Genomic DNA, 21,181 nt, shown 5'->3' on the forward strand with positions numbered 1-21,181 from the left:
AGCTCAAGCTCTTCTATCGTCACCTCGTCAGCGCCGGTAAGCCGAAAATGGTCGCCCTCATCGCCGTGGCCCGCAAGCTCATCACCATCCTCAACGCCATGCTCAGGGATCGAAAACCATGGCAACCCGCTTGACAAAGAACACAGTCGCTGAGGTGCGCGCCATGCAATGCTCCTGCATTGCATGGCAGGCCTCGAAGGATGAGCGGCCCTGCTGGTGGCCGTGCCCTTCGAGGCCTCCGCTACGCTCCGGCACCTCAGGGTGACGGGGATAGTGTGCGTATGATGGGAGACTATCCAATGAGCCAGAGTGCCCTCATCACCACCGAGCAGCTCGCCGCCATCCTGGGCGATCCCAACCTGCGTCTCTACGACTGCACGACCTACAACGAGCCGGTGCCATCAGGCAGTGAGGTACCGTATCGCGCAGTCCCCGGCGACAAGACGTTCGCCGCCGGCCACATTCCCGGCGCTGATTTCCTCGACCTGCAGGGCGAATTCTCCGACACCTCGTCGCAGCAGTTCTTCATGATGCCTGATGTCGCCCAATTGGAAGCCGCCTTCGGCCGCCACGGCCTCGACGCGAGCAAGACCATCGTGCTCTACAGCATCGGCACGATGATGTGGGCGACGCGGTTCTGGTGGATGCTGCGCTCGCTCGGCGTCGATGCCCAAGTGCTCGACGGCGGTCTCGACAAATGGAAGGAAGAGGCGCGGCCGGTCGCAACAGGCGCACCGAAGGGATATCCCGCCACGACCTTCAAGGCCGCGCCGCGCGCGGGCTTCTTCGTCGACAAGACCACCGTGAAGGCGCGGATCAGCGATCCCTCGACGGTCATCGTCAACGCGCTCGGGCCGCAGTTTCATCGCGGCCTCGAGCCGAGCCGCTACGGCCGGCCGGGCCGCGTTCCCGGCAGCGTCAACGTATCAGCCGCAACGCTCGTGAACGCCGACAAGACGCTGACCGGCCTTGCGGACGCCGAAGCGAAATTCGCGGCGGAGGGTGTCACGCGAGACAAGAGCGTGATTCTCTATTGCGGCGGCGGCATCTCGGCGACGATCGACCTGTTCCTGCTGACGCAGCTCGGCTACGACAGACTGACGCTCTACGACGCCTCGATGGGCGAATGGGCGAGGGATCCGGCGCTGCCGATCGAGACGGATTAGGTTTGCCCAGCTCCCCTTCAGAGGAGAGCTGTCGCGTACGGGCAGTGCTCTTTTGGCCACGATATTCTCCACGTCGTCATGGCCGGGCTTGTCCCGGCCATCCACGCCTTGCCACGCAGCACAGAACGTGGATGCCCGGGACAAGCCCGGGCATGACGACCTCTTGTGAAGCTTCAAGTGTGGTTACCTGCCCTTCAGGGGAGGGTAAGATCCGGGGCAAGAAATCTGGGGAACCTTTCCTCTGAGCCTGCATCCAATGTCCGGAACCAATGGAGATCGAGGTACCCGCCATGCCAGGGACCACAGCCGGGCTGTCCGCCGGCCTCAGGACGTCGGAATCCGAGCTGATCGAGCGCGCGCGGCGCCGTGACGAGGCTGCGCTCCGCGAGATCATGCAGGCCAACAACCGCAGGCTCTATCGCCTCGCCCGCGGCATCCTGCGCAGCGACAGCGAGGCCGAGGACGTGGTGCAGGAAACCTACGTCCGCGCCTTCACGCATCTCGATGGCTTTCTGGGCGAAGCCGCGCTGTCGACCTGGTTGTCGCGCATTGCGATCAACGAGGCGCTCGGACGCTTGCGCAGTCGGAAGCCGCTGGTCGAGCTGGGATCGGTCCCGGAGGCAACGCTGGAAGCACAGATCATCCAGTTTCCCCTTTCGTCCGCCGCAACCGATCCGGAAAAATCCATGGCCCAATGCGAGATCCAGCGCGTCGTCGAACACGCGGTCGATGAATTGCCCGACGTCTACCGCATGGTCTTCATCGCGCGGGTGATGGAGGCCATGAGCATGGAGGAGACGGCCGAGCTGCTCGGCATCAAGCCCGAGACCGTCAAGACGCGGCTGCACCGTGCGCGCACCCTGCTGCGCGAGAACGTCGAGAAGAAGATCGGCCCCGTCGTGATGGACGCGTTTCCGTTCGCCGGACAGCGCTGCGAGCGCCTGACGGAGGCCGTGCTCAGGCGCCTTGGCATAGGTTGATTGGCGTCGGCGCGTAATTTTTCGGGAACGTTCGCGCTATACTCCCATCCAATCCCTGTGAAGCAACGCGCCGGCGAACGTCCGGCACCACAGGAGTATCGAGCCATGTTCACCCGATGGAGCGCGGCGGTCGCCGCGGCAATTCTGTTGTCGAGCCCCGCGCTGCTGGAAGGCGCCAGCGCAGCCGACAAGCCCACCGATCCCCAGATCGCCCATATCGCCTACACCGCCGGCGTGATCGACATCAACGCCGCCAAGCAGGCGCAGAAGAGGGCGAAGAGCAAGGACGTCAAGGCGTTTGCCGAGGACATGCTGCGCGACCACGAGGCGGTCAACAAGCAGGCGCTGGCGCTGGTCAAGAAATTGAACGTCACGCCGGAGGACAACGACACCAGCAAGGCGCTGTCGAAGCAGGCGAGCGACAAGCTGGCCGAGCTCGACAAGCTGGACGGCGCCGCCTTCGACAAGGCCTATGTCGCCAACGAGGTCGCCTACCACAAGGCGGTCAACGGCGCGCTGGAGACCCAACTCATTCCGTCCGCCAGCAATGCCGAGCTGAAAAGCCTGCTGCAAACAGGCCTGAAGATCTTCCAGGGACATCAGCAGCACGCCGAGCACGTCGCGGCCGAGCTGAAATAGGGGGAGGGCAATGATGCCGGAGCGACTGGCTTCGATCGCCATAGCACTTGTCCTTGCGGCGATGGTCACCCCGGCGCACGCCGCGACCATCGAGATCACGATGGAGAATCTCGAGATATCTCCGGCCGATGTGACGGCCAAGGTCGGCGACACCATCAATTGGATCAACAAGGACGTCTTCGCCCACACCGCCACGGCGAAGAATGGCGATTTCGACGTGACATTGCCGCCGAAGAAGTCGGCGACATCGGTTCTGAAGAAGGCGGGAGCGATCGACTATTACTGCCGCTATCATCCCAACATGAAAGCGACTCTCAAGGTCGAGCCGTGAGGGGAGGGAGCACGTTCCTGATCGCCGCGGGAATATCTCCCGGCCGCCGCGAGACTAATGCTTGTCCGCGGCAAGCGGCTTCCGTGCGATAAACACGGCAGACTTCGCGAAGGCTTTCGCCAATCCGTTCGCAAAGTCATTCATCCGTTGACTGGCCCCGCCCGCGTGGCGGGGTCATTTTCGCGGAAAGCTTACTGCCTTGCGAGCGTGACCGAGAACTCGCCGTTGCGGATGCGACCCGGAAAACCCTCGACGAACTTGGCGACCGCGTCCTCGCCATAGGTCCCGACGAGTTCGGCGAAGGCCGCAAACAAGCTCGCCTGCGCCAGGCAGTCGCCGTCGACGCCCTCATGGCGCGCTTCGGCCCAGGCCTCGTTGAGATAGCTCAGTGCGGCCTGCTTCTGCTCGTGATCGGGCAGCGGCGCGCGGTCGGGGGCATAGGAAATCGGCTGGCTCATGAAACTCGATCAGGGCTGGGGCGCGATCCACGGCGATGCGCTGTGCGAGAGGTGTAGCACGCGCATTAACGACCGCTAGGCCACATCTTTAGGAACGGTTAACGGCTGTGAACAAAGTCGATGACAAGGTTCCGTGCGCCTCGCATCAACCTGCCTCGTCATTCCGGGGCGCGCGTGGCGCGAACTGCGGTGCGCAATTGCGCACCTGAGAATCCATCGCACCACCAACTCTGGCGCCAGATGGATTCCGGGCTCGCGACTTCGTCGCGCCCCGGAATGACGGAGAGAGTTCAGTTCGCGTAGCGCGCCGTGAGATCCCGCGAGATCTTCGAGCCCTCTTCGATGTAGCGGCGGATCGCAACGGTGGCGGCGGGCGTGCAGCTCCGGTAGGTCTGCTGAAAGCCGTTATAGCCGCGGTTGAAGCCGGCGATCATGCGGGTGCGGCGCTCCCCGGAGGGAGTTTCGGCATCGATCAGCGCCTGCATCTCGTTGCGCCATTTGTTGCCCTCGTTGGACCCGCAGATGCCGCGCAGATAGTGCAGGCCGCCGAGGATCTCCGCCAGCCGCTGCAAATCGCCGTCAAACGGCGCCGCCACGTCCTGAGCCCTCGCGGGTCCGGAGGCGCAGGCGAGAATCAGGGCAAAAATGGCCAGAAATCGCGTCGACATCGGCGGGGTGTATGCCCCGTCAGGGCCGGGGAAGCAAGGTGAGCCACACGGGCGGTGCGCTCCCTCCCCCGCCCGCGGGGGAGGGTTGGGGAGAGGGTGGTTCGGCTCGCGAGAACCCCCAAGAGGAGAAAGCCCTCACCCGGATCGCCTTCGCGATCCGACCTCTCCCGCACGCGGGAGAGGTCGAGCTCGCGGCGCCAGCTAGGCTCCAATCAGCCGCGCAGCGGACTGAATGACCTCGTCCAGCCCGCCGGTCAGCTTGAGGTCTCCAAGGCCCGCCAGAGCGTCGGGGGCGATCCAGCGGTAGTCGTCGAGCTCGTCGTTCAGGACCGGCTCCCGGGCCACCCAGCGGGCGGCAAACGACATGATCAGATAGTGGCCGGCGCCAGCCGTCGCCGGCAGCACCTCGCGCCAGCCGGCGAGGCCGACGATCGCGATGTCGAGCCCGGTCTCCTCGTCGACTTCGCGGCTCAGGGCCTGGTGCAGCGATTCGCCGAATTCGACCCGGCCGCCCGGCAGCGAATAGAAGCCCTTGGCGGGCGAACGGGCGCGGCGGGTCAGCAGCACCTTGCCGTCGCGGAAAATCGCGGCGCTGACGGCGAGCTGAGGATGGGTGGGCTGGATAACCGAAGCCATTTCTTAAAGGACCTGATTCTTAAAGGACCTCATTCTTGAAGGACCTGGCTCAGTTCGCCATGATGGTGTCGACGTCGGCCTCCGCCCCGCCATTGATGATGCCGCCGCAGGCGGCGATCAGCGGCTTGACCCAGAGCGTGGCCTGCTCGGCGAGGCGGACGCGGGTCGAGTCCTTCTCGACCTCGCGCATGGCCGAGCCGACCGCGGTCAGGATCGAGGTCATGGTATCGGTGATGTGGTCGAACTGAGCGCGCACGTTGGGGTTGGCCTTCTCATAGGCCTCGATGGCCAGGTCCCGCGCCTTGAAGTTCGATGCCGTGAAATGCTCGGCATAGGACAGCGGCGACCAGGTCAAGAAATCTTCCGCGCATTCCGGCATGTCCGGGACCATTTCCAGCAGCATCACGGCTTCATTGAAATGGTTGAGATAGTCGGTGGCAAGCCCGGTCCGCGGGTTGATATTGGCCACGCGCAGCCGCTCGGCCCAGGCGGCGGCCTCGGGGCCCGTCTGTACATGCGTCCGCGCGGGTTGTGAGGCCGTTGAGCTCATCTGCCGCAGTGTTAACGTTCGGGGTTAAAAGGACCTGAACGGACCCTATATAGACACCCTGGGATGTGTGGACGCTTCGTCATAACTTCGGCCCCCGCGGCTTTGCGGCAACTGTTCGGCTATGTCGAGCAGCCCAATTTCCCGCCCCGGTACAATGTCGCCCCGACACAACCGATTCCGGTCGTTCTGGCCGAGAACGGCGCGCGGCATTTTCGCCTGATGCGCTGGGGCCTGTTGCCGGGCTGGGTCAAGGACCCCAAGGGCTTTACACTCCTGATCAATGCGCGCTCCGAGACGGTGCTGGAGAAGCCCGCCTTCAAACGCGCGATCCGCCGGCGGCGCGGCCTGATCCCGGCCGATGGCTATTATGAATGGAAGGTGGAGGATGGCCGCAAGCAGCCTTTCTTCATCCACCGCGCCGACGGTGCGCCGCTCGGCTTTGCCGCATTGTTCGAGACCTGGGCCGGGCCGAACGGCGAGGAGCTCGACACGGTCGCGATCGTCACGGCCGCGGCGGGCGAGGATCTCGCCGCCCTGCATGACCGCGTGCCCGTCACCATCAGCGAGCGCGATTTCGAGCGCTGGCTTGACATCAGGGGCGACGAGGTTGATGCGATCCTGCCGTTGATGACGGCACCACGCATCGGCGAGTTTGCCTGGCACCCGGTCTCCACCCGCGTCAACCGCGTCGCCAATGATGACGATCAGTTGCTGCTGCCGATCAGCGCGGAGGAGATGGCGGCGGAAGCAGAAGCGGCGAAACCAAAGAAAGCGGCGCGGAAGATTGTAGGCAGATCATCGGATGACGGGCAGGGCTCGTTGTTCTAGCCACCCTACGGCAGCGGAGTCTTAAACAATCTCCCGTGCCCTCAGCGCCGCGATCTCCGCCGCATCAAACCCCAGCTCGCCCAGCACCGCATCGGTATCCGCGCCGAGCTCCGGCGCCATCCGGTCCAGCCTGCCGCCGCCATGGGCGAGCTTGAAGCCGCTGCCGGCAAAGCGAAGGCGGCCGTATTGCGTATCCAGCTGCTGAATCGCGCCGCGCGCTTTGATTTGCGGATGGTCGATCACTTCCTCGACCTTCCAGATGCTGGCGCAGGGCGCGCCGGCGTCTTCCAGGATCGTCTCCCATTCGCGCGCCGGTTTGGCCGCGAGCGCCGCTTCGATGATGGCACGCAGCGCGGGTTCGTTCTCGTTGCGGGAAAACCAGTCGGCAAAGCGCGGATCTGACAGCGTGTCCTCGCGGCCGAGCGCGCTCATCAGCGCGCGGTACTGCTTCTCGTTGTTGACGGCGAGCAGAATGTGGCCGTCGCCACACTTGAACAAATTCGCCGTCGTCCTGCGGCTCACGGCTTGGTTGCCCGAGAGTGTTTGGCGATGGCCGGCGACCGACCAGTCCGCGATCTGTCCCGACAGAAACGCCATCGTCGCCTCCAGCATGGAGACATCGATCAACTGCCCCTTGCCGGTGCGGTCGCGCTGATACAGCGCGCTCGACACGCCGAACGCGGCCGTGGCGCCCGACAGCACGTCGCACACTGCGAAGCCCGCGCGCGTCGGCCCCGTCTCGGGATGGCCGGTGATCGCCATGATGCCGGACAGCGCCTGCATCTTGCCGTCATAGCCGGGCCGCAAGCGATCCGGGCCGGTCTGGCCGAAGCCCGAGACCGCGCAATAGATCAGTTTTGGATTGATCGCCGAGAGCGCCTCGTAGCCGATGCCGAGCTTGTCCATCACGCCGGGACGGAAATTCTCCATGACGACGTCGACCTGGCTCGCGAGCTTCTTCACGATCGCGATCGCCTCCGGCTTCTGCAGATCGAGCGTCAGGCTGCGCTTGTTGCCGTTGACGGCCTGGAACGCCGGCGCGAGGCCGCGGTCGGCCCATTCGCGGCTGAGCGGCGTGCGGCGCATGTCCTCGCCCTCGCGCCGCTCGACCTTGATGACGTCAGCCCCCAGCAGCGCGAGCTGGTAGCTCGCATAGGGGCCGGCCAGCACCTGGGTGAAGTCCAGGATCTTCACGCTCTCGAACGGTCGCGTCACGTCGCTCTCCCCTTTTGATTATCGTTATCGGAGGACGTCAGGCGGCGCGATTGCCGCGCGCGATCTCCTTCTGCTTGTCGAATTCGGCGCGGCGGCGCGCCAGCTCTTCCGGCGAAAGCTGTGCGACGTTGTTGTAGTCGAGCTTCCAGGAGGCGTCCTCGCTCCAGCGCAGTGGTGACTGCATCGTGGTCTGCGGACCGCTTGCGCTCTCCAGCAGCTTGAGCGCCAGCTCGAGCGTCTGCGCCTGCGAGGCGACGTCGTACGGCTTGCCGGCGGAATTGCCGAGCGGGAAGTCGGAGAACAGGAAGCGCGGCACGGCGGCGTGCTCGATGATGTCCTTGGCGCAGCCCATGATCACGGTCGGGATGCCGTTTTGCTCCAGGTGCCGCGCCACCAGCGCGGTGGTCTGGTGGCAGACCGGGCAGTTCGGCACCAGCACCGCGACGTCAACCTTGTCCGCAAGGCAGCGCGCCAGAATGTCCGGCGCGTCGGTGTCCAGCGTGACGCGGTGGCTGCGATTGGTCGGCGCGCCGAAGAAGCGCGGGGCGACCTCGCCGATGCGGCCTGCGGCGGACGCCTTCAAGAGCTGCGGCAGCGGAAACCAGGTGCCGTTGTCGGTCGCCGAGGTGTGCTTGCGGTCGTAGCCGATATGCGAGATGCGCAGATCGTGCTCTTTCGACGTGTCGCCGTCATAGACCTGGTAGAACTTTGCGCCGCCATTATACGCCGCGCCCGGCCCCTGATCGCCCTTGCTGGGATCGTACGGCGCAGCGGTCGTGATGATGGTCACGCGCGACTTTGCCAGCGGCTTCTTCAGCGGCTGGAACGGCGCTTCGGTGTAATGCGCCCAGCGATACGCGGTGGTGTAGCCGATCGCCGCGTAATAGTCGCGGGTGCGCTGCATGTACGGGACGGGGGAGTCGTAGTCGGGCGCAAAGCCGAATTCGTCGTCGCGCGGCGTGGACATGGCGCGTCTCCTGGTTCTTGGTTGGCGACAGACTAGAGATAGTTTTGGGGTTGCTCAACGGGGGGGAGGGGAGATGCAGGCCTGAATTGCAGATGACGATGGTGCGCGGCGGACGGTGCCTCTTACCCTCCCCTGGAGGGGGAGGTCGATCGCGCACAGCGCGAGCGGGGTGGGGTGATCTCTCCACGCAGGCACCGCATCAGTGGAGCGACTGTCACCCCACCCCGTCTCACATTTCGCTGCAAACAATGTGAGCCGACCCACGGGCGAGCTACGCTCGTCCCGGACCCTCCAGGGGAGGGTAAGCAAGCTCACCTGAACACGTGCAGCGCCACATATTGCAGCAGCATGATCGCCTTGGCGTCGATGATGCGGCCGTCGGCGATCATCGCCAGCGCCTCGTCGATCGAAAGCTCCAGCACCTCGATGTCCTCGCCCTCGTGCTCGAGGCCGCCGCCGTCGCTGACGCGCATCGAAGGCTCGTATTCGGCGACGAAGAAATGCAGTTTTTCGGTGATGGCGCCGGGGCTCATGAACGCCTCGAACACCTTGTGGACGTGGTGGAGGCGGTAGCCGGTCTCCTCCTCGGCCTCGGCGCGGATGCGCTCTTCGGGCTCGGCGTTGTCAAGCACGCCGGCGGCGGCTTCGATCAGGAGATCGTCGTAGCCGCGGATGAAGGCCGGCAGGCGAAACTGCCGCACCAGGATCACGGTACGCCCAGCGCGATTATACGGCAGCACGGCGGCGGCGTTGTCGCGCTCATAGGTCTCGCGGTGCTGCATCTGCCACTCGCCACTGGCGCGCCGATACTCGAACGTGGTGTTCTTCAGCGTGGTCCAGCCGTCCGAGAGCACGCGGACGTCCTTGATGCGGACGCGGTCGGAAATTGTCATTTGCTTGATCTCAGTTGCTTGGCGTGGTCGCGCGGCCGTCGAGCCACTTCTGGAACATCACGGACGTTGATAGCTCGAAGCCCAGCGAGCCGTAGAACGCATTGGCCTGTGCGTTCTCGCGGCGGACGAGGAGCTGCAGCTTCGAAATTCCGGCCGCGCGCAGCCAGTCCTCGGCCGCGGCCATCATGACGCGGCCATGGCCGCGCTTGCGGCCGTCGGGGTCGACCGCGACGTAATAGACCCAGCCGCGGTGGCCGTCATGGCCGAGCATGACGGTCGCAACGATCGCGCCGCCATCGCGGCCGACCAGCACGGTCGAGTTATCGCGCCGCCGCGCCAGCGCGATGTCGGCGTGCGGGTCGTTCCAGGGCCGCGTCAGGCCGCAGCGCTGCCACAGCGCGACGACCTCTTCGACATCGGCATCCCCGATGGCGTCGATCGCAAGAGCGCTCACAGCACCTTCCCCGGATTCATGATGCCGAGCGGATCGAGCATCGCCTTGATCGCGCGCATCAGCTCGATCGCGGTCTTGTCCTTGACGTCGGGCAGTTCGTCGCGCTTGAGCACGCCGATGCCGTGCTCGGCCGAGATCGATCCGCCCATGCGCAGCACGATCTCGAACACGACGGCATTCACGTCGTGCCAGCGCGCCAGAAAATCCGCGGTGTCGGCCCCGATCGGTTGGCTGACATTGTAATGCAGATTGCCGTCGCCGAGATGGCCGAACGGCACCGGCCGCGCGCCCGGGATCAGCTTCACCACGGCGGCGTTGGCTTCCTCGATGAATTCAGGCACCGCAGCGATCGGCACCGAGATGTCGTGCTTGATCGAGCCGCCCTCCGGCTTCTGCGCCGACGACATCTCCTCGCGCAGCTTCCAGAAGCCGTTGCGCTGGGTAAGGTTGGCCGCGATCACGGCGTCGTCGACGATCTCCTCCTCCATGGCGCGGGCGAGGATCGTCTCCAGCGGCGTACGGGCGTCGTCGCCAGGGGACGACAATTCCATCAGCACGTACCAGGGATGCTTCTCGGCGAGCGGATCGCGCACGTCGATGCCGTGCCGCACCGAGAAATCGACCGCCATCTCCGACAATAGCTCAAAGCTCGTCAGCGCATTGGCGGCCTCGCTCTGCCCGATCGTCAGCAGCTTCAAGGCCGCCGACGGCGATTTCAGCCCGACATAGGCGGTCTCGATCGCCCGCGGCTTCGGAAACAGTTTTAGGGTCGCCGCCGTGATGATGCCGAGCGTGCCTTCGGCGCCGATGAAGAGGTTGTGCAGATTGTAGCCGGTGTTGTCCTTCTTCAGCTTCGACAGCACGTTGAGTACGCGCCCGTCGGCGAGCACGACTTCGAGCCCCAGCGCCATCTCGCGCGCGACGCCATAGGCGAGCGCGGCGGTGCCGCCGGCATTGGTCGAGAGATTGCCGCCGATGGTGCAGCTTCCTTCCGCGCCGAGCGAGAGCGGAAACAGCCGGTCCACCTCAGCCGCCTTCGCTTGCGCGATCTGCAGCACCACGCCGGCCTCGCAGGTCATGGTGTTGGAGGCGGTGTCGACTTCGCGGATCTTATCGAGCCGCCGCAGCGACACCACCACCTCGCCATTATGCGGCGTCTGCCCGCCGACGAGCCCGGTGTTGCCGCCCTGCGGCACCAGCGCGATTTTATGCGCGGAGGCGAGCTTGCAGATTTCGGAAACCTCCGCCGTCGAGCCCGGACGCAGCACCAGCGGCGAGCGGCCGTGGAACAGATTGCGCTCCTCGGTGACGTAAGGCTCGATGTCATTCGCATCGGTGATCGCATGGCGCTCGCCGACGATCTTGCGGAATTGGTCGATCAGCTCGGGCGCAAGTGGAGGGATCGCAGGCTTATTGATATTCATTGTCTCGTCTCTACTTCCACTCTTATCTCTTGCGCATGATCTTATCGGAAAACCGCTGTGCACTTTTCCGGATCATGCGCTATCTTGCCACGGCAGCCCGGCGCAGCCGGTCGTTGATCGCTTCGCCCAGGCCGTCTTCAGGAATCGCCATCACCGCGATTCCCTGCGGGCTCCTCGCATCGAGGCTGCGAAGATAGCCGAACAGATTGGCGGCGGCTTCATCGAGATCACCGGTGGGCGACAAATTCATGACAGCGACGGCCGCATCGACGCCAGGCAGGCGCTCAGAGCCAAACGCCAGCAGCGCTTCATCCAGTGCAACGTCACGCGCATTGAGCCGCACACGGGCGCGCGGCGCGTAATGCGAGGCCAGCATGCCCGGCGCCAGCGGCTGGCTATCGTCGCTCTCGGCCTCCACAGGCGGCCGCGCCAGCGGCGCGCCCAGCACCGCCTCGATCCGCTCGCGCGACAACCCACCGGGCCGCAGCAGCATCGGCGCATCGAGGCAGCCGACAATGGTCGATTCCACTCCGACCGTAACAGGCCCGCCGTCGACGATCAGGTCGATCCGCCCTGCAAGGTCGCTCTCGACATGGGCCGCCAGCGTCGGCGAGACATGGCCGGAGATGTTGGCGGACGGCGCCACCACGGCGCCGCCGAAGGCGCGGAGGATCGCTTCCGCCACCGGGTGCGCGGGAATGCGAATCGCGACCGTGTCGAGGCCCGCGGTGGCGAGATCCGCCACCGGGCAGCCCTCCGTCTTCGGCACCACCAGCGTCAGCGGTCCCGGCCAGAAGGCTTCCGCGAGCTTCAGGGCGCGCGCGTCGAACCGGCCGATCCGTCGCGCGGCGGCAATGTCCGGGACATGGGCGATCAGCGGATTGAACGCCGGCCGCCCCTTGGCGGCGTAGAGATGGGCGATCGCGGCGGCATTGGCCGCATCCGCCCCGAGCCCGTAGACGGTCTCGGTCGGAAATGCGACCAGCCCGCCGGCGGCCAGCGTGCGGGCCGCAGCCTCGGCACCGGCCGCGCCGGCCGATAAAATCAGCGTTTCAAGACCCGTTTTCACAGGGACAAAATTCCTCATGCCGGCCGCTTGCGGTGCGCCAAACCCGACGCTATAAGCCGCCTTCTTGTCGGAGTGTGGCTCAGCCCGGTAGAGCACTGCGTTCGGGACGCAGGGGTCGCAGGTTCGAATCCTGCCACTCCGACCATTATTTCAAGCACTTATATTTTTGGTCAGGCATTTCCGCAATGAAATGCGCAACGTTTTGGCCTCGATCTTTCCAGTCAGCGCGCCTCGTCCGTCTTCAACCAGGGGATGGGGCACTTTGTTGTTGCTGGATGTCCCAAATTCATGCATCATTTGATGCAGGAAAAGGAGACTCATTGCATGCCCGATCAGGCCGTGGTGTGGCACGCGTTTCAAGTCGATGATGAACTCGAAAAATTAGATTTGGATCGTGCCGGGCTGATCCATGCCATCGAACTGGCCGCGCATGAAAGATCGTTTATCACGGCGAACGACGCGCCGGGCTTCGGCAGCTATCTCGTCTATGGCAAGTTGGGCCGGGGTCTCAGGGACTACTACCTCCCGCGGGGATGGCTCAAGGATGATAGCAACAACCAGTGCGCTATCCGACACCCGAAGCGGAAGTTGCGAATAGTGCCATGCAACTTCGATGAACTTGCTGGTAGCCCGACCGGGCGGCCGTCTAATCGCTCCCCGAAAGGAGAAGTGAGCAAGCATACTTCTTTCTGTAATCGAACTGCGTGGCTACCCGGCCTGGAAGTTCCAGTCGTCGATCCGCAAATGAACGACGGGTATCAGACGTGGGTCCTCGGCACCTTCATTGATAACGTCAACCCGGTTGGCGCAGAGCTTTCATGGCCCGTCGGCTTCAACGGGAACTTTTTTACGCAGTTCGGCAAGCGATTGATCTTGTTGTCTGGTGAAGATGACACCGGAGTCGGTCGCCGCAAAGATGACAACTCTCCTACCGATATTGTCGATATACAGATCAAGCGTAAGTAAGAAATAGAAGATGCAGAACCCGGAAAGGGTCGAGTTGGTTCGGCTTCGGCTCGGACTGACGAAAATCGGATTCGCCCAGGCCCTAGGCATCGATAGAAAGACACTTCAGCGTTTCGACGACGGCAGCGACCTCAGCCAAGCCGTGCTAGATCGCCTTTGCCGACTGTCAGGGTATCCTGAAGATTTTTTCCTGAAGCGAAGCCTTGAGTATCCGAACCGAGATGGCGTCAGTTTTAGGTCGCTGCGGTCTTTGACGGCCGGCGCACGGGACGCTGCGCTTGCGGCGGGAGCTTTGGCATTCGAACTGGACGACTGGATCTGTGACAGGTTCGAACTACCGGCACACTCTCTGCCGCAGGTCAACAACGCTTCGCCTGGTGAAGCTGCTGCCGCCGTTCGATCATTTTGGGGCATTGGTGAGCGCCCCATCTCGAACATGATTAATCTACTCGAGGCGCGCGGAGTTCGAGTTTTCTCGCTTGCTGAAGAGACGCGGCATCTAGATGCCTATTCTTTCTGGAGAAACGAGAAGCCGTATGTGTTTCTAAACACCGCCAAGACGGCCGAGCACAGCCGCTTCGATGCGGCGCACGAGCTCGGCCATCTCGTGATGCATCGACATACTGGATCAGGCCATAAAAGTGCTGAGGATGAAGCCAACGCCTTCGCATCCGCCTTTTTGATGCCGCCAGCCGATCTGCTGGCTCATGTTCCGCGCGTTCGGTGTCTCGATGATCTCATCGTAGGAAAGAAACGTTGGCGTGTTTCAGTCGCTGCGCTGAACTATGCCTTGCACAAGATCGGTGTTATTTCTGATTGGCACTATCGTAGTTACTACATCGAATTGAACAAGCTGGGGCGCCACATTGAACCTAACGGTATTGAGCCGGAGAGCTCCCAGGTGTGGGCTAAGGTCCTTACAGCGCTGTGGCGCGATGGCATAACATTGCGCCACATCTCTGCGGAGCTTTCGATTCCTGATCGCGAATTGTCCTCGCTGTTGTTCGGCATCGCAGCTCCTGCATCATCGCCTGTGAACTCACGCGAGCTGCGTGTGGTTAAGTAGAACGCTAACGCCTTCCCCCGAACGCCTCCGCCGCCTCTTCCTGGAAATCCGGGTGATGGTGCCCGTAGCCGTTCTCAAGCTGCTCCAGCGTCATCCCGAGCCAGCCGGCGGCCTGCCAGCGGTCGGTGCCCTGCTGCATCAACCAGGTCGCGGCGGTGTGGCGCAGCGAGTGCCGCACGACGTCCTCACCGAGCCCGGCATCCTCGAGAATGCCTTCCCAGGCTGAACGGATCTTCCCGGCGAGCGGGCGCCCGTCGTTCATGCGCGTGACGACGAAGCGGATCTCTTCGCCTGTCTTCATGATGCCGGCGGCGCGTAGCTCGGCCGATCGGTGTGCATCGATCTTGCGCCAGCGCACCAAGTGCGGCCGCAGCCGGTTCGCGATCTTCGCCGGAGGCCGGCGCTTCTTGGTCTTGCGCTCCTCGGTGCCGCGGCCCTGATAGATCATCGTGTCCAAGTTCATCCATGGATGCGTCGTAGTCGCCAGCCATTGCGTCCGCCGGATCGTCTCCTCGCGCCTGGCCGAATAGAGGCCGACCAGGATGAAGCGCGCGGCCGGCCGGCGGCGGTTTATGATCCAACGCTCGCGGCGGACCAGTCGGCCGTTGGCACGCTTCCACGTCTTCTTCTCTCCATCCCAGACATAGCCGAGCGCGGCCCCTAGCAGGCGCGCGGCTTCGTTACGCGTGAGCCAGCGTTGCCGGCCCTCGGTCGTGGTCGGCAACGTCACCCTAGGCACGAAGCTCAGCGTATGCTCGGCGTGATAGGCGTTGACCGCGGCGCGCAGATCCTCCAAGCGCCGCCGCGCCGTCTGGTCGGACACCTTGCTCTCGCGCGGCGCAATGCCGGCGGCCTTGTTGTTGTCGTTGGGTGTGCCGGTCGACCAGTCAACAAAGTCGCGGCAGAGCTGCGCCTTGATCGCGCTGACAGTCTTGTCTCCAAAGAAATTGTTGAGATCGAGCAAGCGGATAAGCAGTAGATCGTGCTGCGCCCAACCGCGTTGGTCGCTCTTTTCCTTGGGGCGCTTTGCAATTTCGTAGGCGGTAAGGACGTCAGCTATGGCGAGGGCGCTGGGGTCGGTCGCGCCGACAGTGCTGGTATGTCGCTCGCCGATGTAGGTTTCGAGCGCCTTCGCAGCGCCGTCAATGTCGTCGCGGCTGCAGCCTGTGCGGATCTGCCGGCCACGGTCGAGGATGATCCAGGTTTCATCGTCTTCTCTGAACCAGAGTCGTGGCGGCTTGGCTTTGCGGCCCGGCATGACGGCTTGACCAATTTGCGAATGGCACGAGGGGTAGTCAGATCCTTGCCCGCCACTTTGGCGATTTCAAGAGTCCCAGCTGCGGCTGCCCTGCGCAGTGATGATAGCGTCAACGGACCCGAAGGAAAAAACACCGCGATAGCCTCGACTAGGGTCATCACTTCGTCCTCGTCCCATTGAGCAGGAGCAGGCCGTGATTTAGCGCGAGCGAGCTTGTCGGTGTTGCGCCTTGGCATCTATGAACGCGACATGATTAATTCACCCAGACATTTGGTCCGACCACTCGGCTCATTGCTTATTCGAAAATTGCTCGCCGCAAACCTTTGTGCCCAGGCAGTACGGGAATCGGCGGCTTGGGAGCGCAAATCGGACGATTCGCGACTCTTAATCAGCGGGTCCCAGGTTCGAGCCGTGGTGTGCGCACCAAACAAATCAAGACCTTAGCGACAGAAACCGTTTGAGAGAGCCGAACTAAAACGGTTTTTCAAACGGTCTTTTTTCATGCCACTCTTCTCAGGCTCGCGAAAAAGTGAAAGTCGGTTGCCGCCGGTCGCAGGCCGAATTACCGGAGCATCAGCCGTTCAGGAGACACCGACAGACCCCAAGTGCGCACAACTCGCAATGTCGTGCTAGGCGCTCGAACCTAAGGGCGTGATCGGACGAACGTGCTACTCTCGCTGGCCCCACGCACCAGCGAGCCTTCCATGAGCCGAGACCCAGACAGTTGGTATGAAGAAGAATATTGGGAAGAAATCGGTCGGCAGGAGGACATCGCCAAGGCGGTCAAGAATCTATCCAATCAACCAATCCGCGACTTCTTGGGTACCTACGGCGACGCCATTGACACGCGGCTCGACGACATAATCACGCAGGCCCGCTATGCCCGCCAAGGTGGATACCCACGTTTTGCCGTCATCGGTGCGGTGACCGCAATTGAACTGATCACACGATATTTGCTCGTTGAGCCGTTACTGCAGGGCGCCTTCCTCTCTGGAAGTTGGGCCAAAATTCTCACTCGGCACATAGTCCAACACGGCAAACAGGCAATCCAACGCGACCTCCTACCAAGCGTGCTAAGCATATACGATATCAAACTCGGCGAGCTAAAGCTCTCGGATGGATCCCCCCTCTGGAAGACGTTCGTCACTGTCATCGTCCCCAAGCGCAATGCGATCGCTCACGATGGGGAGAGTGCTTCGCCTGACGAAGCAGATCTCGCGCTTGAGTGTGCCAACACGCTGAGAAAAGAGGTGGTCGCGCAGGTGGCGAAAAAAATGGACTTTGATCTTGAAAATAATGGCTCCTGGCATAATCACGTCGACGCGGAAGCAATCAGATACGAACCGCAGTCACCGTTTGAGCAGCCCACACACAAGAACCCGATCTCGAGCGCACCGCCAGCGGGTCCTCAGCAACCAAAGGGGCTTCTAAAATTTCTGACGCGACGAGGTAACTGACGAGGGCAGCCACGACGTTCTGGCGCTCGACCTTACCTTGGTCTGTTGTCCGCTCTTCCGGGTCGCTTTTGCCATCCCGACCCGTAAGACATGCCCCCGTCGGCCGCACTGGCTAGCCATCCGCACGCCTCAGCAATACGCAGATATCATCTTTCGGTGTGAGGATCGTCGTACGGATCTTCGCGCGCGTTACGCTGACGCGAAAGTTCTGGCGCGCCTGGATCATCGCTCCGTCCCGGACATTGCCCCCGACAATTCGGTCAGGGTTGGCCACGATCTCGCCTCTGACGCGCCTAGGCCAACCCTCGAAAATGATAACTTCATCAAATTGCTTGCCCTTTGCCTTGTGCATATTCATCACGACGACGCCTGATTCAGGCTTGTGCGCTGTGGCGAAATGCTCCTGCACGAACGCTTGCCGCGTGATCGCCAACGCATTGCGATATCGTCCAAAGTCGCGCCAATCTTGCACGAGTCCTTGGCGAAGCTGAGTTCCCCGCTCCAGCAGGCGCACATTCCGCACTTCCTTAGCGACGTCTTTTAGGCGTGAACAACCGCCAGCAGCGAGGATCGCGCGAACCGCGACCCAGTCCTTATCCGGATCTCCTGCCAGTGCCAGCGCGCTGGCTGACCCATAGATCCCACCAGTTGCCTTCAAAACGCTCTTCGCGGGCGTTGGCCTTCCCGTTGCGAGACACTCATTCCATTTCGTCAGTGCGGCCCGAAAGCGTGCCGCTTCTTCTAAGTCGCCCTTCGTCGGCGCAGCTCCTCCACGCCCGTGGAAATAGCCACAAAGCAGCTCCACAAATTGATCGAACGATGCTTCATCTCTGTCTTGCTGCAGTAGGAAGGCGATGATCTCAGCCGCCAGGATCGGTCCCTCCATGTCGACTGCTGCGGTATGATTGATAGGCGGGACTGTTCCAAACGGCTCGCGAAGGGTGTCAGACACGAGGCGGGTCATTTTCTTCGTCGGCACCAGGATTGCGAGTGACCAGTCGCGCTTCCCGCTCTCGATCAGTCGTTTCCGTGCCTGGAGCACCTGAGTTACTAAAGTAGCAAAAGCTTGGTTCTGGTTGGATTCAAAGACTCCAAAATCTATCCCCTGATAGTTAGATTGCCGAAACCTGCCCACGAGGATATCGTTTCCGAACAGCGCAATCTCGGTGCCTTTGCTTCGATGGTTGTCGCCGGCAAGATCATGGACCGATGGTTTGAACGCGGCCTTGAAGTGGTCGAGCCGCTCCGGATCAGCTCCGATGAAGTCGAATATCCGTTGCTCTGGATCAGCCAACGCGATCAGCGTGCTTCCTCTGCCGAGGGCTTCTACTACCCGCCACTGATCCGCGCTGGTATCCTGAAACTCGTCTAGGATTATGAAGGGATACATCGTCGAGATCAGCGTCCGAACCTTTTGCGACCCGTGCAGCAATGTGCCCACGCGACCTGCGAAAAGATCAAAACAGATCTTACCTTCTTCCATCGCCAACCGATTGCGTTCCGCGTCTTCCCGTTCCCATTTCTGGGCCTTCTCCTCAGCGGAAAGCTTCGATTCCTTCTTGTAATTGCTGCGCACGCTGGACAGCGCGATCGCCTCGTTCGGAGGCGTCAGGATAGTCAGTCGCCGAGGGAAGCCGACGAGATATCCATGTGTTTTCAGAACGCGCCAAAAGAAGGCGTGATACGTATCGACCTCAATCCGACGCTTTTCCTCCCGCGTGATGTGATTTTCTTCGTCTATCGCTTCCAACACGCGTGAGACCGTCGCGCGAGCAAAACTTAAAAACAGAATGCGCTGCTCTGGCCGCAACGTCTCCCGCGCAATCTTTGCAGCTTTGAGGATGGAGACGGTCGTCTTTCCTGATCCAGGGCCACCCTTCACCAGCTGATAACCGTCAACGCGCAGGACCTCTTTTTGTCCGTCAGTGAGTTCGACCATGCCTGCACTCACCTACCCAAGTGGATTGACGAGCAACTCGTCCTTACCCGCCTTCGGCGGCCACGGCGGAGGGGGAGGAAGAGGAAATGGAAATGGCGGCGGCTCGCATGCAAACTTGAGTGCTAAACAGGTGTCGCGAAGCCACTGTGGGATCTCGCTCTCGTTGCATTGGGCAAGAAAATCCGCGATACCCCAATTTCCCTTGGCCCAACCGAAATATTCCTTCAGTGCGGCGAGAGCCTGTGCCTTCGGGTTTGGGTATTTCGCCAGTAGGTGAGGGGGCCACTGGAGAGTGTCTGCGAACCGCTCCAGCGCCGCCTGCGTCGTATTCTTCAGGACGAGATCCTCGATTCCCTTCTCGCCGTGCATGAAGACACGTTCAACCTGGGCCTCGATCGCTGCCTTTGCCTCGTCCGTTTGTTTGTCGCAGAGTGCAAAGGTCCGCTTGCCGAGGCTCTTGTAGAGCTTCGCCAAATCTGCGATTTGGCTTTCGGTTCCGGCATCGATCACGCAGATGCCAAGTGCTTCTACTGAAGCGTAGGTCGTCGGATTCAACTCAGCTAGTCGACGCGAGGCGACCGGGAGCGATGTCGCTTCCGTGGCGCCCTCGGCGATGAGCACGCGACGGGCCAGCAACCCCTCGCAAAACCGTGTCCGGAATTCCTGACGATAGCGTTTGTGCTTCACGCTTTCTGGCAAATCGATCTTTGCGGCGGTCAGAACGCCAGTATCCGTACGCGATACAATTACTGTCTGATCGAGGGTGAATTCCTCCAGAACGTAGGGCGAATGCGAAGTGAAGATCGATTGCGCTGACAGTTTCCGCAGCTCATGGACAATTCGTTTCTGAGCGTATGGTGGTATTGCCGTCTCGACCTCTTCCATTGCAAAGATTACGTTCTGCTTGTCCTCTGCTATCTGGGATAGCAGTGCGAGGACCAGCATATTGATCGTGCCAGTTCCCTGGCGATAGAAGGGTGCGGCGTGGTCGCCGCTGCCTGTTGCAATGAAGGCCGTCACCACTTTCCGTAAATGCTCACGAGTTAGGCTGGACACCTTGAGATGCGGGCTTACGCCCCACTCGCGGGGAACATACTTCTTCAACGACCTGTTGATGCTCTCGAGGACACCCGAAATGCCAAACTCGGCGGCGCTCGCTACGTCAAAGTCTGCAAGGGTCTTGAGGGTACCCTCCCACATCTGTGGGCGGATTTCTTTGAGACGCAGGATAATGTCGAGCAAGCTGCCATGCTCGAGGCTGAGTGCGCGTGATCCTGTTCGCAGGGACCGTAGGAACAGGAAGCCGCAGTGCTGCTTGTCTTTCTTTGAGAAGGGGATCGGTGTCTCCTCCTCTGTGATAGTTCGGCTAAAGTAGGTGTTCCCGATGAAGTCGTCTTCTTCGGCATCATATTGGCCGATGAATGTCACCCTGAGAGCGGCGACAATATCGATTGCGTCGACCCCAGCGGGATTTGGCTCATCGTAAAACTCGCCGGTGCTGGCCTTTAACCATTCGACCTGCCCCCCAAAACGCGCCTGCTGTTCTAACGAAAGGTTGGTGATCGCAACTTCGACCTTGATTTTGGGTGCCTCTACCGGAGGTGCCGCCGCATCGTCTTCGTTGTTGCTCTCATCATCAGCGTCAGGAGCCTCTGCGAGATACTTGCCCTGATAAAAATCGTGCTCGTCCACCGGAGGGCGTCGGTTCAGCCGATCGGGACCAAGAACGAGGTCAATTGCCTCGAGCACGGATGATTTGCCAGCATTGTTGTCGCCGATGAGGACCGCGTGGTCTGGAACAACCAGGGTCGCCGAGCGGATACCCCTAAAATTCTCGATAGTAACAGAATGAATTTTCATTGCCCCTGAACTCAATCGATACGGGAGTGTTAGAAAGAAGTATCACTAAAATAGTATCTTGATATCCGCCATTCTACGGAAAGGATCACCGCCCGGTGGGCAGTATCCCTTGGAAAAGGGGGAGCCCAAGTTCGTCGAGCGCGTCGTTAAGGCCCTGATACACCCGGAGATCAAGTTCTTCCCGGAGGATCTCTTCGCCCATCCGGGTCCAAAACCGGCTTCGTGAATTGATCGGCTGCCATCGCCCAAGTGCGGTGCCGGCTAGCATTGAAGGCCGGGTCTTTCGTCCCGGCCCAATTTGTTGTGTTTCGGCGGCCCGCCAGCCCCGGCGACCTCCAGTTCCGCGTCTGACAATCC

At 61.9% G+C, this 21,181-nt stretch carries 21 protein-coding genes, 1 tRNA gene and 1 pseudogene; 10 read left to right on the forward strand and 13 right to left on the reverse strand.

What is annotated here, in order from left to right; translation table 11 throughout:
* From GA0061098_RS43935 to GA0061098_RS21100, 5 genes and pseudogenes are all read left to right on the forward strand, one after another.
* Positions 1–134, forward strand: a pseudogene (locus tag GA0061098_RS43935) (IS110 family transposase); the annotation flags it as partial.
* 165 nt (positions 135–299) lie between these two features.
* Positions 300–1,166 (forward strand): sulfurtransferase, encoded by an 867-nt coding sequence (locus GA0061098_RS21085; RefSeq protein ID WP_091960395.1) that lies wholly within the window; start codon positions 300–302, stop codon positions 1,164–1,166.
* A gap of 290 nt (positions 1,167–1,456) precedes the next feature.
* Positions 1,457–2,146, forward strand: a complete 690-nt coding sequence (locus GA0061098_RS21090; RefSeq protein ID WP_091961106.1) for an RNA polymerase sigma factor — start codon at positions 1,457–1,459, stop codon at positions 2,144–2,146.
* Positions 2,147–2,251: 105 nt separating this feature from the next.
* The gene (locus GA0061098_RS21095) at positions 2,252–2,785 is read left to right on the forward strand and encodes a DUF4142 domain-containing protein (protein WP_165637504.1); all 534 of its coding nucleotides are present in this window, start codon (positions 2,252–2,254) and stop codon (positions 2,783–2,785) included.
* 10 nt (positions 2,786–2,795) lie between these two features.
* Positions 2,796–3,116 carry a cupredoxin domain-containing protein gene (locus tag GA0061098_RS21100; RefSeq protein WP_091960401.1) on the forward strand — a complete coding sequence of 107 codons (321 nt, stop codon included), beginning with the start codon at positions 2,796–2,798 and terminating at the stop codon, positions 3,114–3,116.
* 191 nt (positions 3,117–3,307) lie between these two features.
* Here GA0061098_RS21100 and GA0061098_RS21105 read toward each other — a convergent pair whose 3' ends face one another.
* The 4 genes from GA0061098_RS21105 to GA0061098_RS21120 all read right to left on the reverse strand — a co-directional run bounded on the left by GA0061098_RS21105 (position 3,308) and on the right by GA0061098_RS21120 (position 5,428).
* On the reverse strand, positions 3,308–3,574 hold the full coding sequence (locus GA0061098_RS21105) for a hypothetical protein (protein WP_018323382.1): 267 nt from the start codon (positions 3,572–3,574) through the stop codon (positions 3,308–3,310).
* A 290-nt stretch (positions 3,575–3,864) separates the two neighbouring features.
* Positions 3,865–4,242, reverse strand: coding sequence for a TIGR02301 family protein (locus GA0061098_RS21110; RefSeq protein WP_091960404.1), 378 nt, complete (start codon positions 4,240–4,242; stop codon positions 3,865–3,867).
* Positions 4,243–4,443: 201 nt separating this feature from the next.
* Positions 4,444–4,878, reverse strand: a complete 435-nt coding sequence (locus GA0061098_RS21115; RefSeq protein ID WP_091960407.1) for an NUDIX hydrolase — start codon at positions 4,876–4,878, stop codon at positions 4,444–4,446.
* Positions 4,879–4,927: 49 nt separating this feature from the next.
* Positions 4,928–5,428, reverse strand: coding sequence for a hypothetical protein (locus tag GA0061098_RS21120; RefSeq protein ID WP_091960410.1), 501 nt, complete (start codon positions 5,426–5,428; stop codon positions 4,928–4,930).
* 63 nt (positions 5,429–5,491) lie between these two features.
* Here GA0061098_RS21120 and GA0061098_RS21125 point away from each other — a divergent pair, with 63 nt between their 5' ends.
* Complete coding sequence (locus GA0061098_RS21125; RefSeq protein WP_091960413.1) at positions 5,492–6,256, forward strand: SOS response-associated peptidase; 765 nt, start codon at positions 5,492–5,494, stop codon at positions 6,254–6,256.
* A 21-nt stretch (positions 6,257–6,277) separates the two neighbouring features.
* Here GA0061098_RS21125 and GA0061098_RS21130 read toward each other — a convergent pair whose 3' ends face one another.
* The 6 genes from GA0061098_RS21130 to GA0061098_RS21155 form a co-directional block, all read right to left on the reverse strand.
* Positions 6,278–7,471 carry a CaiB/BaiF CoA transferase family protein gene (locus GA0061098_RS21130; RefSeq protein ID WP_091960416.1) on the reverse strand — a complete coding sequence of 398 codons (1,194 nt, stop codon included), beginning with the start codon at positions 7,469–7,471 and terminating at the stop codon, positions 6,278–6,280.
* A gap of 37 nt (positions 7,472–7,508) precedes the next feature.
* The gene (locus GA0061098_RS21135) at positions 7,509–8,438 is read right to left on the reverse strand and encodes a glycine reductase (RefSeq protein WP_091960419.1); all 930 of its coding nucleotides are present in this window, start codon (positions 8,436–8,438) and stop codon (positions 7,509–7,511) included.
* Between the two features lie 311 nt (positions 8,439–8,749).
* Positions 8,750–9,331, reverse strand: coding sequence for an NUDIX domain-containing protein (locus GA0061098_RS21140; protein WP_091960422.1), 582 nt, complete (start codon positions 9,329–9,331; stop codon positions 8,750–8,752).
* Between the two features lie 10 nt (positions 9,332–9,341).
* Positions 9,342–9,785 (reverse strand): GNAT family acetyltransferase, encoded by a 444-nt coding sequence (locus tag GA0061098_RS21145; RefSeq protein WP_091960425.1) that lies wholly within the window; start codon positions 9,783–9,785, stop codon positions 9,342–9,344.
* Positions 9,782–11,209 carry an FAD-binding oxidoreductase gene (locus GA0061098_RS21150; RefSeq protein ID WP_091960428.1) on the reverse strand — a complete coding sequence of 476 codons (1,428 nt, stop codon included), beginning with the start codon at positions 11,207–11,209 and terminating at the stop codon, positions 9,782–9,784. The genes GA0061098_RS21145 and GA0061098_RS21150 overlap by 4 nt, the downstream gene beginning before the upstream one ends.
* 79 nt (positions 11,210–11,288) lie before the next feature.
* Complete coding sequence (locus tag GA0061098_RS21155; protein WP_129590905.1) at positions 11,289–12,296, reverse strand: L-threonylcarbamoyladenylate synthase; 1,008 nt, start codon at positions 12,294–12,296, stop codon at positions 11,289–11,291.
* A 50-nt stretch (positions 12,297–12,346) separates the two neighbouring features.
* Here GA0061098_RS21155 and GA0061098_RS21160 point away from each other — a divergent pair.
* The 3 genes from GA0061098_RS21160 (at position 12,347) to GA0061098_RS21170 (ending at position 14,310) form a co-directional block, all read left to right on the forward strand.
* Positions 12,347–12,423 (forward strand) — tRNA-Pro (locus GA0061098_RS21160).
* Positions 12,424–12,602: 179 nt separating this feature from the next.
* Positions 12,603–13,244: a hypothetical protein gene (locus GA0061098_RS21165; protein WP_129590906.1), complete on the forward strand. Its 642-nt coding sequence runs from the start codon at positions 12,603–12,605 to the stop codon at positions 13,242–13,244.
* 10 nt (positions 13,245–13,254) lie between these two features.
* On the forward strand, positions 13,255–14,310 hold the full coding sequence (locus GA0061098_RS21170; RefSeq protein WP_091960438.1) for an ImmA/IrrE family metallo-endopeptidase: 1,056 nt from the start codon (positions 13,255–13,257) through the stop codon (positions 14,308–14,310).
* 4 nt (positions 14,311–14,314) lie between these two features.
* On the opposite strand, the gene GA0061098_RS21175 is transcribed toward GA0061098_RS21170, so the two are convergent.
* Positions 14,315–15,568, reverse strand: a complete 1,254-nt coding sequence (locus tag GA0061098_RS21175) for a site-specific integrase (RefSeq protein ID WP_091960441.1) — start codon at positions 15,566–15,568, stop codon at positions 14,315–14,317.
* Positions 15,569–16,272: 704 nt separating this feature from the next.
* On the opposite strand from GA0061098_RS21175, the gene GA0061098_RS21180 reads away from it, so the two are divergent.
* Positions 16,273–17,025 carry a hypothetical protein gene (locus tag GA0061098_RS21180; RefSeq protein WP_091960444.1) on the forward strand — a complete coding sequence of 251 codons (753 nt, stop codon included), beginning with the start codon at positions 16,273–16,275 and terminating at the stop codon, positions 17,023–17,025.
* 112 nt (positions 17,026–17,137) lie between these two features.
* Here the strand turns inward: GA0061098_RS21180 and GA0061098_RS21185 are convergent, their stop codons facing one another.
* Together GA0061098_RS21185 and GA0061098_RS21190 are read right to left on the reverse strand one after the other, a co-directional pair.
* Positions 17,138–18,964 (reverse strand): UvrD-helicase domain-containing protein, encoded by a 1,827-nt coding sequence (locus GA0061098_RS21185; protein WP_091960447.1) that lies wholly within the window; start codon positions 18,962–18,964, stop codon positions 17,138–17,140.
* Positions 18,965–18,976: 12 nt separating this feature from the next.
* On the reverse strand, positions 18,977–20,824 hold the full coding sequence (locus GA0061098_RS21190; RefSeq protein ID WP_091960450.1) for an ATP-dependent nuclease: 1,848 nt from the start codon (positions 20,822–20,824) through the stop codon (positions 18,977–18,979).
* Positions 20,825–21,181: the final 357 nt, after the last annotated feature.

This window comes from Bradyrhizobium shewense, assembly GCF_900094605.1.
GTDB lineage: Bacteria > Pseudomonadota > Alphaproteobacteria > Rhizobiales > Xanthobacteraceae > Bradyrhizobium > Bradyrhizobium shewense.